This window comes from Parendozoicomonas callyspongiae (assembly GCF_023502345.1).
In the GTDB taxonomy this organism is placed as follows: Bacteria; Pseudomonadota; Gammaproteobacteria; order Pseudomonadales; family Endozoicomonadaceae; genus Sansalvadorimonas; species Sansalvadorimonas callyspongiae.
Genome location: NZ_JAMFLX010000013.1, coordinates 1 through 20,291, shown reverse-complemented (window position 1 = coordinate 20,291; position 20,291 = coordinate 1). Strand labels below are relative to the sequence as shown.

15 protein-coding genes are annotated in these 20,291 nt (G+C 45.1%); 7 read left to right on the top strand and 8 right to left on the bottom strand.

Features of this window, described 5'->3' with window-relative positions; genetic code table 11:
* The first annotated feature begins 111 nt into the window (after window positions 1-111).
* A complete protein-coding gene (locus M3P05_RS10795) occupies window positions 112-2,139 on the top strand; it encodes a neutral/alkaline ceramidase (protein ID WP_249699617.1) in 2,028 nt (675 codons plus the stop codon).
* A 77-nt stretch (window positions 2,140-2,216) separates the two neighbouring features.
* On the opposite strand, the gene leuS is transcribed toward M3P05_RS10795, so the two are convergent.
* The 4 genes from leuS to M3P05_RS10775 all read right to left on the bottom strand — a co-directional run bounded on the left by leuS (window position 2,217) and on the right by M3P05_RS10775 (window position 10,150).
* Entirely contained in the window at window positions 2,217-4,802 is a 2,586-nt protein-coding gene (gene leuS, locus M3P05_RS10790) for a leucine--tRNA ligase (RefSeq protein WP_249699716.1), read from the bottom strand.
* A gap of 122 nt (window positions 4,803-4,924) precedes the next feature.
* Complete coding sequence (locus M3P05_RS10785) at window positions 4,925-6,139, bottom strand: tetratricopeptide repeat protein (protein WP_249699615.1); 1,215 nt, start codon at window positions 6,137-6,139, stop codon at window positions 4,925-4,927.
* A gap of 5 nt (window positions 6,140-6,144) precedes the next feature.
* Complete coding sequence (locus M3P05_RS10780) at window positions 6,145-8,127, bottom strand: DUF3857 domain-containing transglutaminase family protein (RefSeq protein WP_249699614.1); 1,983 nt, start codon at window positions 8,125-8,127, stop codon at window positions 6,145-6,147.
* A gap of 232 nt (window positions 8,128-8,359) precedes the next feature.
* Window positions 8,360-10,150, bottom strand: coding sequence for an endonuclease domain-containing protein (locus M3P05_RS10775; protein ID WP_249699613.1), 1,791 nt, complete (start codon window positions 10,148-10,150; stop codon window positions 8,360-8,362).
* Between the two features lie 136 nt (window positions 10,151-10,286).
* On the opposite strand from M3P05_RS10775, the gene M3P05_RS10770 reads away from it, so the two are divergent.
* Window positions 10,287-10,631, top strand: coding sequence for a hypothetical protein (locus M3P05_RS10770; protein WP_249699611.1), 345 nt, complete (start codon window positions 10,287-10,289; stop codon window positions 10,629-10,631).
* Between the two features lie 25 nt (window positions 10,632-10,656).
* On the opposite strand, the gene M3P05_RS10765 is transcribed toward M3P05_RS10770, so the two are convergent.
* Both M3P05_RS10765 and msrB read right to left on the bottom strand, forming a co-directional pair.
* The gene (locus M3P05_RS10765; protein ID WP_249699610.1) at window positions 10,657-11,448 is read right to left on the bottom strand and encodes a TatD family hydrolase; all 792 of its coding nucleotides are present in this window, start codon (window positions 11,446-11,448) and stop codon (window positions 10,657-10,659) included.
* Window positions 11,449-11,651: 203 nt separating this feature from the next.
* Window positions 11,652-12,200, bottom strand: a complete 549-nt coding sequence (msrB, locus tag M3P05_RS10760; RefSeq protein WP_249699609.1) for a peptide-methionine (R)-S-oxide reductase MsrB — start codon at window positions 12,198-12,200, stop codon at window positions 11,652-11,654.
* 131 nt (window positions 12,201-12,331) lie between these two features.
* On the opposite strand from msrB, the gene M3P05_RS10755 reads away from it, so the two are divergent.
* The 5 genes from M3P05_RS10755 to M3P05_RS10735 all read left to right on the top strand — a co-directional run bounded on the left by M3P05_RS10755 (window position 12,332) and on the right by M3P05_RS10735 (window position 16,546).
* The gene (locus M3P05_RS10755) at window positions 12,332-12,745 is read left to right on the top strand and encodes a MarR family winged helix-turn-helix transcriptional regulator (RefSeq protein ID WP_249699608.1); all 414 of its coding nucleotides are present in this window, start codon (window positions 12,332-12,334) and stop codon (window positions 12,743-12,745) included.
* A gap of 132 nt (window positions 12,746-12,877) precedes the next feature.
* Window positions 12,878-13,801: an HAD-IIA family hydrolase gene (locus M3P05_RS10750; protein WP_249699607.1), complete on the top strand. Its 924-nt coding sequence runs from the start codon at window positions 12,878-12,880 to the stop codon at window positions 13,799-13,801.
* A 111-nt stretch (window positions 13,802-13,912) separates the two neighbouring features.
* On the top strand, window positions 13,913-14,932 hold the full coding sequence (locus M3P05_RS10745; RefSeq protein WP_249699606.1) for a 2-hydroxyacid dehydrogenase: 1,020 nt from the start codon (window positions 13,913-13,915) through the stop codon (window positions 14,930-14,932).
* A 51-nt stretch (window positions 14,933-14,983) separates the two neighbouring features.
* Window positions 14,984-15,712 (top strand): YdcF family protein, encoded by a 729-nt coding sequence (locus M3P05_RS10740; RefSeq protein WP_249699605.1) that lies wholly within the window; start codon window positions 14,984-14,986, stop codon window positions 15,710-15,712.
* A gap of 45 nt (window positions 15,713-15,757) precedes the next feature.
* A complete protein-coding gene (locus M3P05_RS10735) occupies window positions 15,758-16,546 on the top strand; it encodes a hypothetical protein (protein ID WP_249699604.1) in 789 nt (262 codons plus the stop codon).
* Between the two features lie 87 nt (window positions 16,547-16,633).
* Here the strand turns inward: M3P05_RS10735 and M3P05_RS10730 are convergent, their stop codons facing one another.
* Together M3P05_RS10730 and M3P05_RS10725 are read right to left on the bottom strand one after the other, a co-directional pair.
* Window positions 16,634-19,408, bottom strand: coding sequence for a forkhead box protein (locus tag M3P05_RS10730; RefSeq protein ID WP_249699603.1), 2,775 nt, complete (start codon window positions 19,406-19,408; stop codon window positions 16,634-16,636).
* A 351-nt stretch (window positions 19,409-19,759) separates the two neighbouring features.
* The coding region (locus M3P05_RS10725; protein ID WP_249699602.1) for a hypothetical protein at window positions 19,760-20,291 on the bottom strand (532 nt) is incomplete at its 5' end.

The window sequence follows — 20,291 nt, the reverse complement described above, 5'->3', positions numbered from 1 at the left end:
ATCATTGTTCAGCGAAGACCCAGACGTTCAGTTCTGGAGCTGACCAGCACAAAACAACTGGCTACCAGATGTTTTGGTAATAACAATAATAACCAAGTGGTATTCATTATCATGAGAATAATTTCAGCTACGCGATTATGGCAGTACTTTGCTTTATGTCTCATTCCCCTACTGAGTTCTTTCTCCTTTGCCAGTGATATTGACAATTATCATATTGGTGTCGGCAAGTGGGATATCTCCGGCACTGCAGCAGAAATCGGCATGATGGGTTATGCCGATATTAAACAGAAAAGTAGCGGTATTCATACACGACAGTATGCCCGGGCGTTTATAGTTGCCGAGCCTTATGGCAAGCGGGTTGTCTTTGTTAACGTTGATGCCGGAATGGTTTTCCAGTCAGTCAAGCAGGCTGTCACTGCAAAGCTTGAACAGCTTTATCCAGGGCTTTATAGCGACGATAACGTTGTTCTTTCTGCAACCCATACCCACTCATCTATCGGTGGTCAGTCGCACTATACGCTCTATAACTTCACCATCGGCGGCCATATTGAGCAGAACTTTGATGTCATGGTCGAAGGCATTATTGCAGCTATTGGGCAGGCTCATAACTCACTTGCTCCAGGGCGCATTTACATCAGCAAGGGGGAGCTGCATAACGCCAGTATTAATCGCAGTATAAAAGCCTATGAAAACAATCCTGCTGAAGAAAGAAGCAGGTATGGCAGCAGCATAGATCCTGATATGTACACATTGAGGTTCATGCAGGCAGATAAACCGATAGGTGCAATCAACTGGTTTTCTGTACACCCTACCTCTATGAGTATCAGCAATACTCTGCTTTCATCCGACCATAAAGGCTATGCCCAGTACCTGTTCGAGAATAAGATGGCGGAGCTAGGACACGATGATTTTGTTGCCGCTTTTGCCCAGGGTAACAATGGTGATGTGACATCCAACCTTTGGCTGAATGGCAGTGGCCCTACCGCCAATGAGTTTGAAAATACCCGCATAATTGGTGAACGACAGTTCAACAGTGCCTGGAATCTTTATTCCACCGGCGATATCCAGCTTGAAGGGCCAATCGATTTCCGATTCACCTACCGTGATTACAGCAAGCAGGTTGTTGATGGCAGCTATTTTGCTGATGGGCAACCAAGACAAACCTGTACAGCAGCTCTCGGTTATTCATTTGCAGCAGGCAGCACAGAAGATGCATCTCCTGTTGATGTCCCCTGGTATGAAGGCCAGATTGAACCCAACCTCTTATCAAAAATTCTTTCTACACTGATTTTCTTCCCGACTCAGGAAGATCGTGAGTGCCAGCTGCCAAAACCAGTTCTTCTGGCAACAGGCCGCGGTATTCCTTACCCATGGACACCTGAAGTTCTGCCAGCCTCGATTCTGCGCATAGGACAGTTTGCAGTTCTGGCTGTGCCTGGTGAGTTTACTGTTATGTCTGGACGCCGTATCCGCAATGCCGCACTCAATGAGTTAACTGGTAAGGTTGAGTACGCTGCTATTGCCGGGCTGTCCAACGCCTATGCCGGGTATGTCACAACTCCGGAAGAGTATGCCCTTCAGCATTATGAAGGCGGCTCAACACATTTTGGCCCATGGACCCTGCCAGCCTATCAGCAGACATTTGCAACCATGGCCTCTGCAATGAGAGAAGGGGAAGCGATTACAGATGAAACCCAACCAAGAGATCTGAGTGGTTTCCAGCTCAACTTTACTACTGGCGTCGTTTATGACCAGACACCGATCGGCAAGAGATTTGGTCAGGTTGTTGAGAAGGATGAAGTGAAGAGTGTTTATTCTCCAGGCCAGCAGGTGCAGGTTCGCTTCTGGACAGGACATCCCCGCAATGATCTGAAAACCAACGATACATACCTGGAAGTTCAACGCTGGAGTGGTTCAGAATGGAGAACCGTGGCTGTGGATAATGACTGGGAAACCAAATACAACTGGAAGCGGATTGATGGCTTCTGGGGAACCAGCCAGGCAATTATTCAATGGCAGATTCCTGAGGGAACACCTTCCGGGAAATACCGGATAGTTCACAAAGGGAATAAAGAAACCATTTTTACTGGCAAGATCAAGGCATTCACAGGAACCAGCCCCGAGTTTATGGTCCAGTAACAACAGAAAATTTTTTGAAATAAAACAACGCCGACAGATGTCGGCGTTGTGGATTCGTAAAGCTTTAAACTTTGCAATTAATTAGCAACGATATTCACCAGCTTACCAGGCACAACAATCACCTTACGGATTGTCTTACCATCAGTGAACTTCTGCACATTGGCATCAGCCTTGGCCAGTTCTTCCATCTGATCCTTGGTGGCATCAGCAGGAACTTCCAGCTTGGCGCGAACCTTGCCGTTTACCTGAACAATCAGGGTAATGGCGGATTTCACCAGCGCAGTCTCATCCAGCTTTGGCCAGCCTGCATCAACCACAGCTTCTTTGTGACCCAGCTCATGCCAGATAACGTGAGCAGTGTGAGGAACAATTGGAGCCAGTAACAGAGTGGCAGCTTCCAAGGCTTCACGGGCAACAGCCTTGCCCTGATCAGAGGAATCCTTGAACTTACCAATCGCGTTGGTCAGTTCCATGATTGCAGCAATCGCGGTGTTGAAGGTCAGACGCTTATCACAGTCGTCAGATACCTTGGCGATGGTCTCATGAGTCTTGCGACGCAGATCCTTCTGGGCATCGTTCAGAGCGTTGGCATCCAGAGCAGTAACACCTTCAGATGTTTCCGCTACATGGCTGGCAATCATCTTCCAGAAACGACGCAGGAAGCGGTTGGCACCTTCCACACCGGACTCGGACCATTCAAGAGTCTGGGTAGGAGGAGAAGCAAACATGGTGTACAGACGGACAGTATCCGCACCGTATTCGTTAATCAGCTCCTGCGGATCGATACCATTGTTCTTGGACTTGGACATTTTGCCCATACCCTGATGAACAACAGGCGTATCGGTACCAGTTAAGAACCACTGCTCTTGACCAGAAGAGTCTCCGCGCTTCTCAACATCACCAGGCGCGACGTAATGCTTTACGCCCTTTTCATCGAGGGTGTAGTTGATATCTGCCAGCACCATGCCCTGGCACAGCAGCTTCTTGAATGGCTCATCGCTGTCCACCAGCCCGGCATCACGCAGCAGCTTGTGGAAGAAACGGGAGTAGAGCAGGTGCATTACTGCATGCTCGATACCACCGATGTACTGATCAACCGGCAGCCAGTAGTTGGCGGCTTTCGGATCCAGCATCTGGTCGGCCTGCGGGGAGCAGTAGCGGGCGTAGTACCAGCTGGACTCCATAAAGGTATCGAAGGTGTCGGTTTCCTGGGTGGCAGGCTGACCGTTATGGGTCACCTTGCACCACTCTTTGTCGGCCTTGATGGGAGACTGAACACCGTCCATTTCCACATCTTCCGGCAGACGAACCGGCAGATCTTCCAGAGATACGGTTACCTCGGTGCCATCTTCCAGGTAGCGCATGGGGATTGGTGCACCCCAGTAACGCTGGCGGGAAACACCCCAGTCACGCAGACGATAGTTAACCTGCTTCTCGCCCTTGCCTTCGCTGATCAGCTTGCTGGCAATAGCTTCGAAAGCGTCTTTGAAGTTCAGGCCATCAAACTCGCCGGAGTTCAGCAGAATACCTTTCTCGGTGAAGGCTTCCTTGTTCAGGTCACACTCTTCATCACTGGCTGGTTTAACAACCTGCTTGATCGGCAGACCGTAAACCTTGGCAAACTCGTAATCACGCTGATCGTGGCCAGGAACGGACATAACCGCGCCGGTACCAAAGTCCATCAGTACGAAGTTGGCAGCCCAGACAGAAACCTCTTCACCGGTAATTGGGTGAATCGCCTTAATGCCGGTATCAACACCTTTCTTCTCCATGGTCGCCATATCGGCTTCGGAGGTGGTGTTGCTCTTGCACTCTTCGATAAATGCAGCCAGGGCCGGATTGTTCTTGGCAGCAGCCTTGCACAGAGGATGCTCAGCAGCCAGAGCGACATAGGTCACTCCCATCAGAGTATCAGGACGGGTGGTGTAAATCCGGATCTCTTCTTCAGAACCAGCAACACCAAAGGCCATTTCTACACCTTCGGAACGGCCAATCCAGTTACGCTGCATGGCCTTAACCTGCTCAGGCCACTCTTCCAGCTTGTCCAGGTCTGCCAGCAGTTCGTCCGCATAAGCAGTGATCTTGATAAACCACTGGGCCAGCTGTTTGCGTTCTACGATAGTGTCACAACGCCAGCACTTGCCGTCTTCCACCTGTTCGTTGGCCAGTACGGTCTGGTCATTCGGGCACCAGTTCACGGCGCTCATCTTCTTGTAGACCAGGCCTTTTTCGTACAACTTGGTGAAGAACCACTGTTCCCACTTGTAGTATTCAGGGGTGCAGGTGGCCAGCTCACGGTTCCAGTCGTAGCCGAAGCCCAGCTTCTTCAGCTGGCCTTTCATGTAATCGATGTTCTGGTAAGTCCAGGGTGCCGGAGCGGTCTTGTTCTTGATCGCGGCATTTTCAGCAGGCAGGCCGAACGCATCCCAGCCCATGGGCTGCATAACATTCTTGCCCTGCATGCGCTGGTAACGGGACACCACGTCGCCGATGGTGTAGTTACGCACATGGCCCATATGCAGCTTGCCGCTGGGGTATGGGAACATGGATAGGCAGTAGTATTTCTCTTTGCCTTCCTGTTCGGTGACAGCGAAGCTGTCATTCTCTGCCCAGTACTTCTGGGCCTCTTCCTCAATTTTATGAGGATGATAATGCTCTTCCATCATCGCGCGTGATGCCTGTAGCCCATGATAGACCGGGCCTGATATGAATTGACGTTAAACCTGATAGGATACAACAGCAAAGCCGTGGCGAGTAGTTGAACTCGCCACTATTGGAGCTTATTTCACTGTAGAACGGCTTTCATCTCTGGAGAAGACAAAAAAGCCTGTTGGTTAGGCACTTCTCCTGCTGACAGCACCATCTCCCAATGATTCTCAGTCAAGGGATAATCAAACTTCTCAGACATCAGTTCAATCATATCTGCGGCTTCACCAAAATCTTTGCTGGCAACCAAAGGTAATAACACAGCGTAGTAGCTGTATTCATTCTCAGGTTGTTCTCTCAGAAGGCGGATGGCTAGATCTAATGCCTCGTAGTACCTTCCACTTTCATAGTAAAGATTCACCTTCTGAAACCTGCTATAAAAGCTTACGCCAATTTTCTGATCTAAATCATCCAAGGCTTTTTCAGACTTACCAAACTCTTTTTGTGTCAAATAATAATAAGTACGAAGAGACATATTTGTCTGAGGGTCGCCCTCTGAAATAAATAATGGTGCTACTTCCCTGAGAGCTTTTGTATCTCCATTAATGAGAGCTGCATCAAGGAAGAGCATTTTAAAAAACTTATTCTCTTTCACAGTTTCTGGCAAATCATGAAAATCTTCAATTACAGCCTTCTCTTCTCCTGAATAAAGTTTACTTTCTGAGCGCCTAAGAAATGATAATCCATCACGCCCTTCAGATCCTGGAAGCTCGCCAAGTAACTCTGACATTTCAACGATCCAAAGAAACCTCTCGTAAGTAGATATTCCATTGATATATGTCACCAGGTCATCAATCACATAATCTTTATGTTCATGTTTCTGATCAAAGCTAACCCTTAGCTCCAATGGTCCCATATCCCAATTATTGCTAAAGATATAGCAGCTAGAGCTTAAATCATTATCAAACGATTTTTGGCAACCATGTAGATACCAATTATCAAGCTCTTCGTTATTCGCATAAGACACGAGTAATTTATAAATCAGCTGGCGGGCTTCTAGTTTTCGCGAAACTTCTGGAGAAACTGTTTTCAAGAACGGGTTAGAGATAGAACCTCCAATATAGCCTTCTCGAATATGCCACTTGAGCCCTAAAGCATTAATCTCACCTTTCTCATTAAGGTAGTTAACGACCGACTGCGCTAACTTATCAGGACTAGTGTCATCAATCTCAAGAATCTTGCCCGTCCACTCTTGTTCATCATTACGTGGGTTAGAACTACATCCTGAAAGTACTAATGGAACTAAAGCGGTTACAACCAGTAGCCACTTGCCCCCAAAAAATCGGGATAACATTTAATTTACTCCTCTCCTAATGCTTCAGAGACTTTTCGTTCCAGCCTGCTGAGAAGGCTTTCTCTGGTTCTTTGTTCGGGAGCTGGGTCTTCAAAGGTCAGGTTGAAGTCCAGCAAATCAATCACTTTTCCCATATTTTTGACATACCGGGGAATATCTTTGGCAGGTACAGACTTCCCTTCCAGAGACATAAAGGAGTCAACTGTTAGTGTTTTTCCTTTGTAAGTGGCACCGGTCTGATACATGAAATATTCATTTCTTATCAGCTGATTCCATCCATCAAGGTCGAGCTCCACAGGTTCAGGAAAAGACAGCTGCGTTTTATGGGTCAGACTTACCTTGCTTCCAGGCCAATAGGGCCCATTACGTTTAAGGCGCTTTGGTTTGACGGCATCTGAATAAAAGTTTGTGGTATAGAAAGGAGCAATACGATCATTATTCTTCACCTCCCAGTATTCCGGAATGCGATAGTACTCTGTCAGAGTCACTCGGTTTGCTTTCTTATCATCCTGAACTTTGATGGCACCAGCAGACTCTATATAGGGATAGCGTCGAGCCATGTAATCGAGGTAATCCCGCTCAATCTGTTCCAGATCCTCATTATCCAGTTTACTGCGCTGCCACTCGGCAGCCTGCCCCTGATAGATTGATGTAACAGTCATTTCAACGGGACTGTCATAGCTTTCTGCAACCAGTGTTTCTGTTAAATCGAGATCGTTTCTATGGCGTGTAATTACCTTACTTAAACGGTATTCTCCTTCCCGAAGCACAAGAGCTTTGCCGAAATTCGTAATGGCTACTGTGTCAATATCCGTTCCCTGGTAATTCCTTGTAGCATCTACCCAGTATTGCACTCCATCCAGATCAATCAGTGTAATGACATGATTAAATGCTCCCGGGCTGGGCAGCATGTTGGCAATGCCTCCCCTTTCATCTGAGGAAACCAACGCAGGCCATGCCTTGATTCCTTTCGCTCTCATCAGTGCCGTTAGAAGAACGGACTTATCCTTGCAGTCCCCATAGCGATTCTGAAGAACTTCATCCGGAGTGCTGGGCCTGTGGGAGTTTTCACCAAACTCCAATCCCAGATAACGGATTTCTTCCTGAACATAATTCAGGGCTAATGATGCATATTTTTTCTGATCACCTGCGCTTTGCTGGTCGAGCTTTTCTACCAGCTTCTGAAAGGCTTTTCCGCCCTGATACTTGTCCTGGTAAAGTGCCATAGCCCATTCAACAACCTCTGCCCAGCTTTTGTATTCACTGACTTCCAGCCATGGGAATGGTGAATCACCAGGAGGATACTGCCTGTCATCATTGAGAGCAGATGTATTCTCCAACACCCATAGATATTGATCATCTCCTGACGCAAGTTTGGTAATAGAAGGCCGGTGATCAAAATTATGGGCCCTGTAAGCGATAGTACGATCTTCAGGAACGACATAACGAACAGCCCGCTTATCAATCCCCACAGTCCACCCCATTCCTTTATACGAGAAATATTTATCCCCAAGAACTGGATTGGTGCCTGTCAGTGAGTAGCTGATATCAATGATGTCATTTCTGCGAATATCACTGAGTATAAGAACAGCCGTTGAGAACCCGTCATAGATATTTTGATCAGCATCTTCTTCCTGCTGCAGGATTTGAATTTGCGTATCATTCAGCCGATTCTGAGTCTCGCCGTTTCTGGTTACCATCAGTTTATGTATAACCAGAGTCTGATAAACAGGATTGAAACTGACTTCAAACTTGGAGAGAGTTTCAACACCATCTACAGTCAGTGGCCGTTCGACAAACCGGTAGTAAAACACTGGCTCCGTATCATTGACCCGGTTTTGACTATCCAACAGTAAATACTGGATCTTCTGTCTGCGTTTTAGAGGCTTATCTGTCCAGCTATTTTGGATAACCCATTCAGGCTCTTCGACCCCCTTACGAATATCTGTAACCTGATTGTTATCAATTGCACGAGACCAGGCGGGCAACGAGAGGACAGTAATAAGAAATAAAAAAGAAGCTTTGTGAAAAAAGCGCAAACTGCCTTTAGACAATAACGTTCGGTACAGCATTCGTTTGGAATTATCTTTTGTGGAATATCTGGCTGTGCATTCTATGGTTTTTACCAAAGTCAGACATTTAGATTTACACGTATATGACAGAGAGCATGACTGAGTGCGATCAAACCATGCTCATCTGTACGCTTTCAGAGCCTCTTCTTTATAGAGACACTACCTTTACTGCACCCGCAGGAAACGATGGTTTAAAGGTGGGGAAATCTTTGCTCTTGCTATCTTTAGAGCATGCAGTTCCAAGCAGCGGCTTTGGACGTGCCAAAGTAACTGCTTTCTGCTTGGGCAGAAGTGGTTCGATTTTTCCGACTGCTCCTTCGATCACACTATCACGAGAACTGGTAATATTTATGACTTCATAGCCAGCGGATCTCATTAACACCTTCTTCATCCATGTCTTTCCATCTTGCCGCGAGTACATACCATAGCGTGGAGGTATAGAGCCCCTGAGTGGAAGGAAGTCCATATGGTGATATTGCTTACCATCCACCTCGATAACCACATTTGGTTCACAGAACAAGTCTACAAATATTTCTGTGTTACCAAGTCTTTTTTCACGAATGAATCTGGTTTCTGGAAGATGAGCTTTCAGCTTTCTTTGCACCTCTTTATGAAGTGAGCTGCTGTCAGGCGATGGTGGAACACCATCAAAGTCAGTCGAAAGGTGTTTCATACCAAGCACATGATTCCCATAGAGCCTGATCCAGTGCAACATACTGCCATTTATCGTGTCCAGGGCAGGTTTCTGCTCCTGAATATATGTTTCAATAATTGCTATCAACTGCTTTAATTCAATTTCGATACGATACGCATGCTTGCCAAACGCTACCATGTGCGCATGTAACATCATCACGCTTCTAATATTCTTCAGTACACCTGTTAAGTTTTTTGGTGTAACCCTGAATCCAGATTTTAAATAGCAGGAAATAATATCAGGCATACATTCAACATATGTTGAGCTCTGGGCAATACATTCCAAAATACGCATTAAATAGAGGGTATCAATTTTTCTTTCTGACTTAGTATCAAGAATTGATCTTATTGCCTTGCCTATATGGATACTCAAATCGTCATTATAAAATCTGGAACGCTTCATTGGCTGGATGATTTGATAAAGCCACCTCTCATTAACATCGCTCTTTTTCTTTAAAACATCTTCAACAACAACTCGACAAAAAGCCTGTATTTTCTCAGCAGAAACATCATCCTTCCTATCGTCAGGGAAGCACTCGCCCAGTAAGCCTAGCTGTTTGACATTAAACCCTTTAATTGTGCTTAAAAAATCTTCATCACTAAGACCCCATAGCCGAGAATAGTTTTGGGAAAGGCTTTTTGTTCCTGCAACTGTTGGTGTTTTTTTCTTTCGATCACACCGCTTTCCATGAACGAAGGTGGAGGAAGGAACTGAGTATGATGATTTAGAAAAATCTGTTTCTACATCTGATGATGGTGCAGAACTGAACCCAGAGTCTGTTTCTGACTCGCTTTCAGAACTGGAGGGTGGTGTGAAATCTTTTACCTTGTCTTTTGCTACTGATACAGATTCATCGCTGCCTGCTGAAAACGTTTTTTTATGACACTCTCGAAGTATGATGGCTTCGCCTAACAGCTCACGCGTATGACTTTCTTCTCGCTGTATAGCTTCTGATACTGGAGTCTTTCTTTCTGTAGCCCCCCTTCCATGATGTGGTGATGAGAAACTGTGGCGTACAGATTTTCTTTCGGGCAGGCTTCTGTGCACTGAATGCTGAGTACCATCTTTTGAGTACTCTGAACCAACCTGTCTATCAGAGGCTCTCTTTGCTGTAATTGATGAGTACTGACCCCGCTGATATCTTCTACGGGCTCTGTTCTTTCTGCCTGGCGTGGAACTGTTACCCATTCCAGAAAAACTACTCGATCCATTGGTGTGACGGGCTAAACCTATCCTTGGCTCCATAATAATCTCTCCCAAATATCTTTTTTTATTCTTCGGCATTATGCAGATATTGGGAGCCTTGATGAATTATACCTATGTCTTGCCACTGCTTTAGTTCAACGATCCTGTGGTAGCTTTCTCATTGGTAGTTTTTCCCATGACATTTCCAAATACTGCTTTTGCGTCTGTCCTGCTTGCTGCTCTTATATCCGCTCCTATTGTCGCCAGGGCAGATATTCCTGCCTGCCCCAGCAATGTGCCTGAAGCGACTGATTTTCTTGCTGATCTGACAGATACAGAACCAAGTGGCTGGACTAATACTTCTGGAGGGGGTGTTTACAGCCTTACACCTTTGTCTGGTGTTTATGTCGGCCAGTGCGACCTTGAAGGCAGTTATGCCTATCAATGCGTAACGAAAGAGGGAACCAAAGCCTTCACTTTGAACTGTAACAGTGTGGAGGGTGCTCCGCAGAACTACAGCTGTATTTCCCAAAAACAGTAATCTGCGAAGCTGGAAACGATTAATCTTATATTTTGAAAAAGGCTTTAGCTGTGTGAGTTGTCTCCTGGGCAACCTGCTCGACAGTTTTTCCTGTCTGCTCAGCAATCATCGAGACAACCTCTCCCAGAAATGCTGGTTCGTTGCGTCTGCTTTTTGGCTTAGGCTTCAGAGTTCGTGGCAACAGATAAGGGCAATCTGTTTCAATCATCAGGCGATTGGCTGGAATATCTCTTAGAAGGGGATGGAGATGAAAGCCACGGCGTTCATCGCAAACCCAGCCGGTAATACCAATATGTAGATCAAGATCCAAATACCGGTACAAACTTTTTTTATCTGCAGTAAAACAGTGAACAACCAGATCAATCAGGTCATCTCGATAAGATTTCACAATATCGGCAAAACGTTCAGAGGCATCCCGTTCATGGCAGAACAGGGGCTTACCTGTCTCTATTGCCAGTTCAACCTGACGTTCAAAGACTTTTTCCTGGATGGGCCGGGGTGAGAAATCACGGTTGAAGTCCAAACCGGTTTCACCTGCTGCCACGACTTTGGGTTGGGCCAGCAAATCTTTCAGCTCATCGAAGTGCTGATCTGTTGCATCCTTGGCATAGTGAGGATGTATGCCCGCAGTTGAATAACAACACTCACTGTACTTGTCTGCCAGCTTGCAGGTATCCACCGACTCCTCAAGGGTTGTTCCTGTCAGAATCATGGTTTTCACACCGGCTTCCAGTGCCCGTTCTACGACATCATCCCGGTCTTTATCAAAAGCCTTATCGCCCAGATTGACGCCAATATCCACCAGCTCAAGCTGCATATACTGTTGCTCTATTTGAAATTCAGGAAATGGAAGGGAGTTTAAGGCTTTGGTAGAAAAGAGTCATGAATGAGAAATAGATTTTGGAAGTCAGTCTGTCCGGATGTACGCCCCTACATACCGGACCAACAGACACACCTGATGTCTGTTGAGGGTTCACTATGCGGCTCAATGCAAAAGTGCAACCTCAACAGAACTTAACTCTACTTATCTTTTTTAAACAGGCTCAAGAATTCTCCATACCCCTCCTCTTCCAGTTTATCCACAGGAATAAAACGCATAGCCGCAGAGTTCATGCAGTAACGCAGACCGGTAGGCTGCGGCCCATCATTGAAGACATGTCCCAGGTGAGAGTCTGCACCAGCTGATCGAATTTCAACCCGCTTCATAAAGAAGCTGTTATCTTCCTTCTCAACGATATTGGCTGCCACCAAAGGCCTGCTAAAACTGGGCCAGCCGGTACCTGACTTGTATTTATCCACAGAGCTGAACAAAGGTTCACCGGAAACGATATCCACATAAATACCGGGCTTTTTGTTATCCCAGTACTCATTTTGAAATGGACGTTCAGTGCCATCTTCCTGAGTCACTTTGTACTGAAGTGGTGTGAGAATTTTTCTCAGATCCGACTTATCCACAGAGTCTTTTTTTGCTGGTGACGCCAGAACCAGGCCAGAAATAAGAGCTACACACAGCACAGAAAGTATATTTGTGCGCTTAAACAGCCTTGAACGGAAAAATGGTATTCGCATTGTGACCTCCTAAGCTCCAGTATTTTCTCTTTTGTTATTGAGCTATACGACTGAATCATTGGTCTGGATTCACAACGAATTGATGATATAAATCTATTGACTAAAGTTCGCTAGCGAACCAACATTCGACCATGGAAAATGAACTCTACTTTCTGATTGGCCAGACCCATCAGAAACTCTACCGCCTTATTGACCAGGAAGCACTTGAACGCTTTGGAGTCACATCAGCTCAGATATCAGCACTTCTTCACCTGCAAAAGCGCAATGGCTGCCTTCAGGCAGAGCTGGGTGAGGCTTTGTGTCTGGGTAAAGCAGCAACCAGTGGAATGGTTTCAAGACTGGAGAAACATGGATATATCAAGCGAGCACCATCACCGGTCGATGGCCGTGGGCAACGGGTATTGATCACTGCCGAGGGGCTTCAAGTCACGATGAAAGCCAAACCTCTATTTAAGGAGGTCAGGCAACTTCTTGAGCAGGGGTTTAATAAGCAAGAACTCAATGTTGTCCGCCGCTATTTGAAAACAATCAAAGGATTTCTGTAATTCTGGTAAGGAAGCCTGGCCAGCAAACATAGATCAGCCTCAGCCCTTTTCAGGGGAAAGTAACAATTTGAAGCACTTTCATCATGCCGTTTTGTATAATCCCTTCTTTTGTCCTGCTCCAGCGAGATTCCGATGATCGAGATTAGTCTTTCGATTCTTAACCAGTGCTACACCCGCCGAATGGGATGGTATCCCAACGTAAATAAGCCGGAGCAGCTCCCTCAGCGCATTGCTGGAATTGCAGATATTCTGGATCAGTTCGATCTGATTATGCTGGATTCCTATGGGGTGCTTTGCCGGGGGCCAGTGGCCATTGATGGGGCGATTGAAGCTATCGCCATGATGCGCTCCCAAAACAAAGCTTTCTGTGTTGTTTCCAATGACACCATGACCAACCAGTCTGTTGCTGCAGAAAAATATGGTAAGCGGGGCTTCGATTTCACCAATGAAGAAGTAGTGACCAGTCTGGATATGACCGAAGAATGGTTAAAGACAGTCAAGAATTCAGAGAGCTGGGCCGTTATCGCTCCCCTGCCACACCCATCAGATAAACTGTTGGAGGGAATGACCCGCCTGAATGATACCAATGGTGTAATTCCTGAACATGTTGAAAACATCCTGTTTATGGTTGGCACAGGCTGGACAGCTGAGATGCAGGACAACCTTGTGAGTTCCGGACAGGGCCGTCAGTTCAACATGGTTGTTGGTAACCCGGATATGGGCGCTCCCTATATGATTGATGGGAAGATTCATATTGGCGCAACACCAGGCTTCTTTATTGATGGCTTTGTCGAAAGAACCGGCCAAACCGGAACACCAACCCTGTATGGCAAGCCCGGCAGCACAATCTTCCAGACCGTTGCCAATCGCTATGGTATTACTGATACATCCAGAGTTCTGATGGTTGGCGATACTCTCTACACTGACATTCTTGGCGGTAATGCCATGGGCTTTAAAACCCTGCTGCTGGAATGCGGTATTTATCAGGGGCGGGATGTGATGGAGGAAATTGCCAAGGCCGGTATTTCACCAGATTTTATAGCGCCTCATCTTTAACTCTTCTCTTCCGCCTACAGAGATTTCATTCCACATTCTTCAGGAATGTGTATAGATTGAGTACTTACGTCAACAGAACCTATTACCCGATTTATGCCACGGGAAGTCATAATGAAAACTCTGTTTTTCAGTTATCAGGATTATGAGCGCCCGGTGTTTGCCGAGGCGCTCAGCCAGATCGACTCACAGTCTTCACAACAGTTTTCCTGGCAGGAAGCTCATCTCACACCAGCAACAGCTGCACTGGCCGATGGCTACGATGCGGTTTGTGCTTTTGTGAATGATGACCTTAGCAAGGAAGTTTTGGAAATTCTGGCTGAGAAGGGTGTAAAACTGGTCGCATTGCGCTGTGCCGGTTTTAATAATGTTGATATTCCTGCCGCGGAAAAGCTGGGTATTACCGTTGTTCGTGTTCCGGCCTATTCCCCGGAAGCTGTTGCAGAACATGCCATCACCATGATTATGGCTTTGAATCGCAAGATTCATAAGTCATGGAGTCGGGTCAGGGAGGGCAACTTCCATCTGCACGGACTTCTCGGGTTTAACCTTTATGGTCGTGTAGCTGGCCTTATCGGCCTGGGGCGAATCGGTCTTGCTCTGGCACGGATTCTTCAGGGTTTTGGTGTCACAGTTGTCGGTTACGATCCTGGTATGAGTGATAATCAGATTCAGCCATTTAATATCACCCCGGTCTCTCTGAAAGAGATTTACAAAACCTCCGATATCATCAGTCTGCACTGTCCACTGACCATGCACACCTACCATATGATTAACGACTGCAGCATATCGATGATGCAGCCTGGTGTTATGCTGATAAATACCAGCCGCGGTGCTTTAATTGATACACCAGCTGTAATTAAAGGATTGAAGTCAGGTCAGGTCGGTTATCTTGGAATTGATGTCTATGAGCAGGAAGGCGATCTGTTCTTTCAGGACCTTTCAGAAGAAGTTATCCAGGATGATGTGTTTCAACGGTTACTGACCTTTCCAAATGTTCTGGTCACCGGGCATCAGGGGTTCTTCACCAGAGAAGCACTGCAGGCTATAGCTGGTATTACAATAAACAATATTATTGAATTCGAACAAACAGATCAGTGCAAAAATAGTGTTGATAGCAGCTGCCTGAGATGAGCTGAAAGCACTGGAATAAAAAAACGTATGCCGATAGGGAAACATATCAGAATGATTAAACATCTCTTTCAGCCACCTGGCATCCAGTTAGTTATGCTGCTGATTGCCGTTCTGATCTGGTTTCGCTATCGCCATCTCTCTTTTGTGCTCGTACTGGCAGCCATGGTTTCTCTTTGGCTGCTCTCTACGGGTCCTGTTTCACACTGGCTGATGAAAAACCTTGAGCAGCAGGCAGCATATCTTCCGGACAGAATTCCTCCAGATGCAAGAGCCATTGTGATTCTCGGCACAGGCGTTCTTGGCAATACCCCCGAGTACGATATGGAACCCCAACCGGGAGCGCTGCTGACCCAGCGCTTACGTTATGGAGTCAAGCTGGCGAGAGAGACAGGCCTTCCTGTGCTGGTATCCGGGGGAACCTTTCACGGCATAAATGAAGCCGAGGTTATGGCCGATTTTATGGAGGAACATGGTGTTCCGGTTAAGTGGCAAGAAGATATCAGCAAAACAACCAGGGAAAATGCCCTTGGCAGTGCGCAACTGTTAAACAAGGAAGGTATCCATAAGGTTCTTCTGGTTACACACGCCTGGCATATGCCTCGTTCATTAATGGCATTCAAACAGGTTGCCCTTGATGTTATTCCTGCACCAACAGCACATGCATCACGTAGAGTTATGCCATCAGGATGGCAAACCTGGCTCCCAAATATTTTTAACCTGAGAAAAAGCCAGCTGGCAATACACGAATATGCCGGTCTGCTTTGGTATCGGTTATTCTAGTAAGTGGAACTTATCAAAAAACAATAAAAATTCAGGGATGAAAACATGATCAAGCGAGTGTTTTGCTGTGGGATATTTTTATTATCACTTTATTCAACCTCAGCCATTTCCAAAAACACATCCTCAACAGATCCGCTACTGGAACAGGTCTATAGCCTGACCGGACTGGAGCAGCAGTTTTACTACCTCAGTAAAACATTTACCGATTCCGGGATTGAGATGGGACGCTCCAACCTGCCTCCGGAACAACTGACCCAAAGGAAGGTCAATCAAATCATGAGTGGCCTGAATCACCAGTATGCAGTTGATAGCCTGAAAACAAAAGCCATGACCATTCTTAAACAGGAGCTTGGCCAGAAGTTACTGGAGAATGTGCTTCCACTGATGCAGGCCCCCGCCTGGAGAAATGCTATCAAGCTTGAAAACAAAGCTTATGATCTGGCCCGCATTAATGAACTGGAAGACTATATTGGAGGGAAGCTTCAGGAAAATCCTCCCCGCACAATGCGGGTTGATCTCGCTTACGAGCTGGCAGAAAAAACCGGTGCCGTAGATCTGACCATAAACCTGATCACCTCTGCAGCCCTGAATAATGCCCGACTGCTTGTTGGTGATGAAAATCATGAACTGCCAGCCAATATTGAGGCCAATATACGTGCCACCATGGCGGATATGCGGCAGGAATACGAAAGCCTGGTGATTCGCCAGTACCTTTACACATATCGGTACCTGTCAGACAGACAGCTGGAAGAATACGTCAGCTGCTACGACAATCCATCCATCCAAGCCCTGAACAGCGCCATGACCATAGCGCTGATGGAAGCCTTCAAATAGATATATTGCCAGAGGTTACAGTTACATTTTTCTGGACTCAGCCATATTTCCATAAGCTTTGTTGGCTCAGAGCATGACAGGACGTTATTATTCGCGATTATTGCTGCTTTGCCCTTGCTCTGTTACACCGGTAGTTTCCCCGGATAGTTGTGCTGGAAAAGTCAGCAGAGAACAGGGAGAGAAAGGCTGACTCTGGTAGGGAGAGAGCTCGAAAGAGGGTTGTGATATTTGTTGAGACTGTTTTTTTATTGCCCAGTAAGGACCCTGGTCGACACTTTCATCACTACGGATGGGTTCATCAACTTTGAAAAAATCAATCATTAAAAGAATATCTATCATTATTAAGTTAACGTTTTTGTTTTCCTGGAAAAAAGCCGGATAATGACTTTCAATGTAGGAACAGATCTGTGGCTGTGTAGCCTGTTCATTTTCACTGCTTTCGATGGCTTCTCTAATATATTGCATGTAATTTTGATAAAAGGGAGTTTCTTGTTCTTGTTCCTCCATTGAAGGTGCACACGCTTTTGCAAAAGTTTCTTGAGACATGTTTCTTTGAGATGACACACTTCCTTGAATTATTGCAGGAGAATGATAAGGAACATCAGGAGATTGCAATAAACCAATTTGGTCAGCAGGTGACATTGAGAAGGGCGCATTTCCAAACTCTAAATGATACAATCCTGAATCTGCTGCATGTATTATTTGATATTTTTGTGAAACACTTGGCTCGTTGCTTCTGCCAATGTCAGGTCTATGCGCTGAAACATCTTGTAAGGGCTTTTTAACAATTTGTTCTGACGTATTAGCACCTTTCTTTTGTCCACTAGAAGAAGCATCTTTCGAATGTTGTGCTTCGGTTTTTCTCAATACCCAATAGTTACCACGACCATCATCACCGCCCGGTCCTGATTCTTCTGTTTTTTCATACTTGCCTTTTTTTGATGAAAGTACTTCTGAAATTCTAATACGCAGCAATCTTTCATCTGGTATCCTGCAGATACTCTTGATGTATTTGAAGATTCCTCGGCATGTTGCCTTCTTCCCAGAAGAGTTTTCGATCGCTTGAGTGACTAATGGAACAAGATTTTTATTGTCCAGAAATCCTCTTGCTTCTTTAGAACTATTATCTCTTACAAAATGCGTAGCAGCCTGTTTCTGAGAAGGTGGATGTAGAGATGGCTGATGTTTAGCCGCATCAAGACCAGGAAGAGGCAGTGGCACGAATGGTTGTTGTTCAGCGCCAACGTAACAATCCCCCCATAAGACATTCGGTGTTGCGGCAGGTACAACGCCACCAGAGGGTATAGTTGATTGTGGAGATTGTTTGTTTATTGCCCTGTAAGGGCCTCGGCCAACGGTTTCATTACCAGGTACGGGTTCATCTGCAAACTCAGAACAATGTAATTCTGAATCTGTAGTATTTATTATTTGATATTTTTGTGAAACGTCTAGCTTTTTACTACTGCCAATGACATTTATACGCTTCATCATTGACAGGTTAGTTCTAAGGCTCTGTAAAAAAGGTATCTCTGGAATTTTGGCACAATGTCGACATTGACCTCTAATATCGATGCTTATTTGCTGTAATGTTACTCCTCCGTGGGGATACTGTGCAATTACCGCCTTTAAAAGCTTATAATGATCAACCATATCATATTTAGACACTGAAAGCGCTACAGCACCTGGCTCAGCCAATATCCAGTAAGGCCCCTGACCATCAGAAAACTTTCCTTCCCCCCATTCTTCTAGCTTGATGAATTTATTGGATTCATTTAGCAGGATTTTAACATGAGTATTCAATTCCTCTTGATCAAGATCCTGATATTTCATCAGGATGTATGCAACGATTTGTTTTATATTCGCCATTTTATCAGGACGCCCCCTAATCGCAGCACTTACTAATGAAATAAGATTCATGCTCCGCCGAACTCCAGTTTTTTGTATACCCGCTAAAACACCTTGTAAAGGCTGTTTAACAATTGGTTTTGACGTATTAGCCCCTTTCCTCTTTTCATCAGTATTTGTTAATTTCCAGTAGTGTCTTCGACAACCAATACTGTTTGGATCATGCAAATCTAATTTGGTATAGCATCTTTCTGATGAAAGTCTCTGACCAATGTGATAACTCATAGCTCCTTCATCTACTGTTGGTAATTTATTCTTGATATAACTTTTAATTTGTTGGTGTGTCGCCTTCCCATCAGAAGAATTCCTGATCGCTTCAGTGATTAATAAATTAATACTTCTTCGCTGAAAAACTGCAGCAACTGATCTATCACCATGAAGAGGCTCAGCTTCCAAAGTGGCAGCTTTTTTATGCTGCGCCTCGGTTGTTTTCAATATCCAGTAGTTACCTGAACCATCATCATCACCGCCCTGCCCTAATTCTTCTGTTTTTTCAAAATTAGTTTCACGAGAAAGAAAGTATAAAATTCTACTACGCAGCAATATTTCTTCTGGTGTCCTGTAGTTACTCTTGATGTATTTGAGAATTCCCTGGCATGTTGCTTTCTTCCCGGCAGAGTTCTCGATCGCTTGAGTGATTAATGGAACAAGATGTTTTTTATTCAGAAAATCTATTACTTCTTCAGAATCACTACCTTTTTTTAAATACGTAATATTACTCGGCAATACCTGTTGCTGAGAAGGTGGATATAGAGCGGGCAGATATTCAGCCACATCCAGGCTGGGAAGAGGCAGTGGCTCGAATGGCGGTTGTGCAGTGCCAACGCGACGACGCCCCCATAAGACATCAGGACTCACTGTTGCTGTTGCAGCAGGTATCACTCCACCAGCGGCTATGGCTGATGATACTGGCGGAAACATTCCTGGTGTAATTTCGTCTGTTTTGTGTTCACGCACTCTTTCAATCTCAAATGAAAATCCATATTAGCAATGACTTTACCAAGCTATAATCCTCTCATATTTTGTCTGCTTTATTGTCAGAGTTGTTTGTTATTATGACAATAAACCGGTTAATTCAGAAGAATGGAGACACAATGCGCTTATCGAAAATGGTGGTCCGCTCAGTGATTCTATCAAGAAAAATTTTTTGATAGTCACACTGTTTTTATATAATGATTTTAAACACTATTCACTTTTACTACTGTCAGATTTCAATGGCAACCAAGGTGTTACAATTGCTGACTGATGCAAAAACCAATTAAAAATATAAAACACTGACAAATAAACGTTACCTGTAAAATGATTTGATTAATCAAACACCTGTATAACACTCACTGTTCTTATTCTTGCTTTTAAAAAAGAATTTTCTACAGGACCAGAAATGCGCTCTATCGGCATCCAGATCACAGCTTTAAATGGATCATTATTTAAATGGAAGATAGAATACCCACTAGAGTTGTAATATTGTTGACGGTCCCACAAGCGAAAAGCCATAAAGCTAGTAATCTTACCATCATCATCAATATTTAATTTAAGTTTTAATCTTTTTATTAATAAAGGATCAATTGAATCAGAGCAATCAAACCCAAAGCCAAAAAACACTTTTGTCTCATTGGAAAATTCACCAAACCTTGTATCGCAGCCGAGATAAACATTAAGCTTTTTAATAGAATATGGCCAAGGTTCATCTTCTTTTGTGTTATCAACCAATACTTGCACAGGTGCCCAACCCATAACAAAAGTTCGTTCACATGGAACATAGCCATCATAAACCGAGAATTCAGATATCATTATTTCCCTTACGCCTTCCTGAATACTTCCATCTTCGTTTAGATATTTT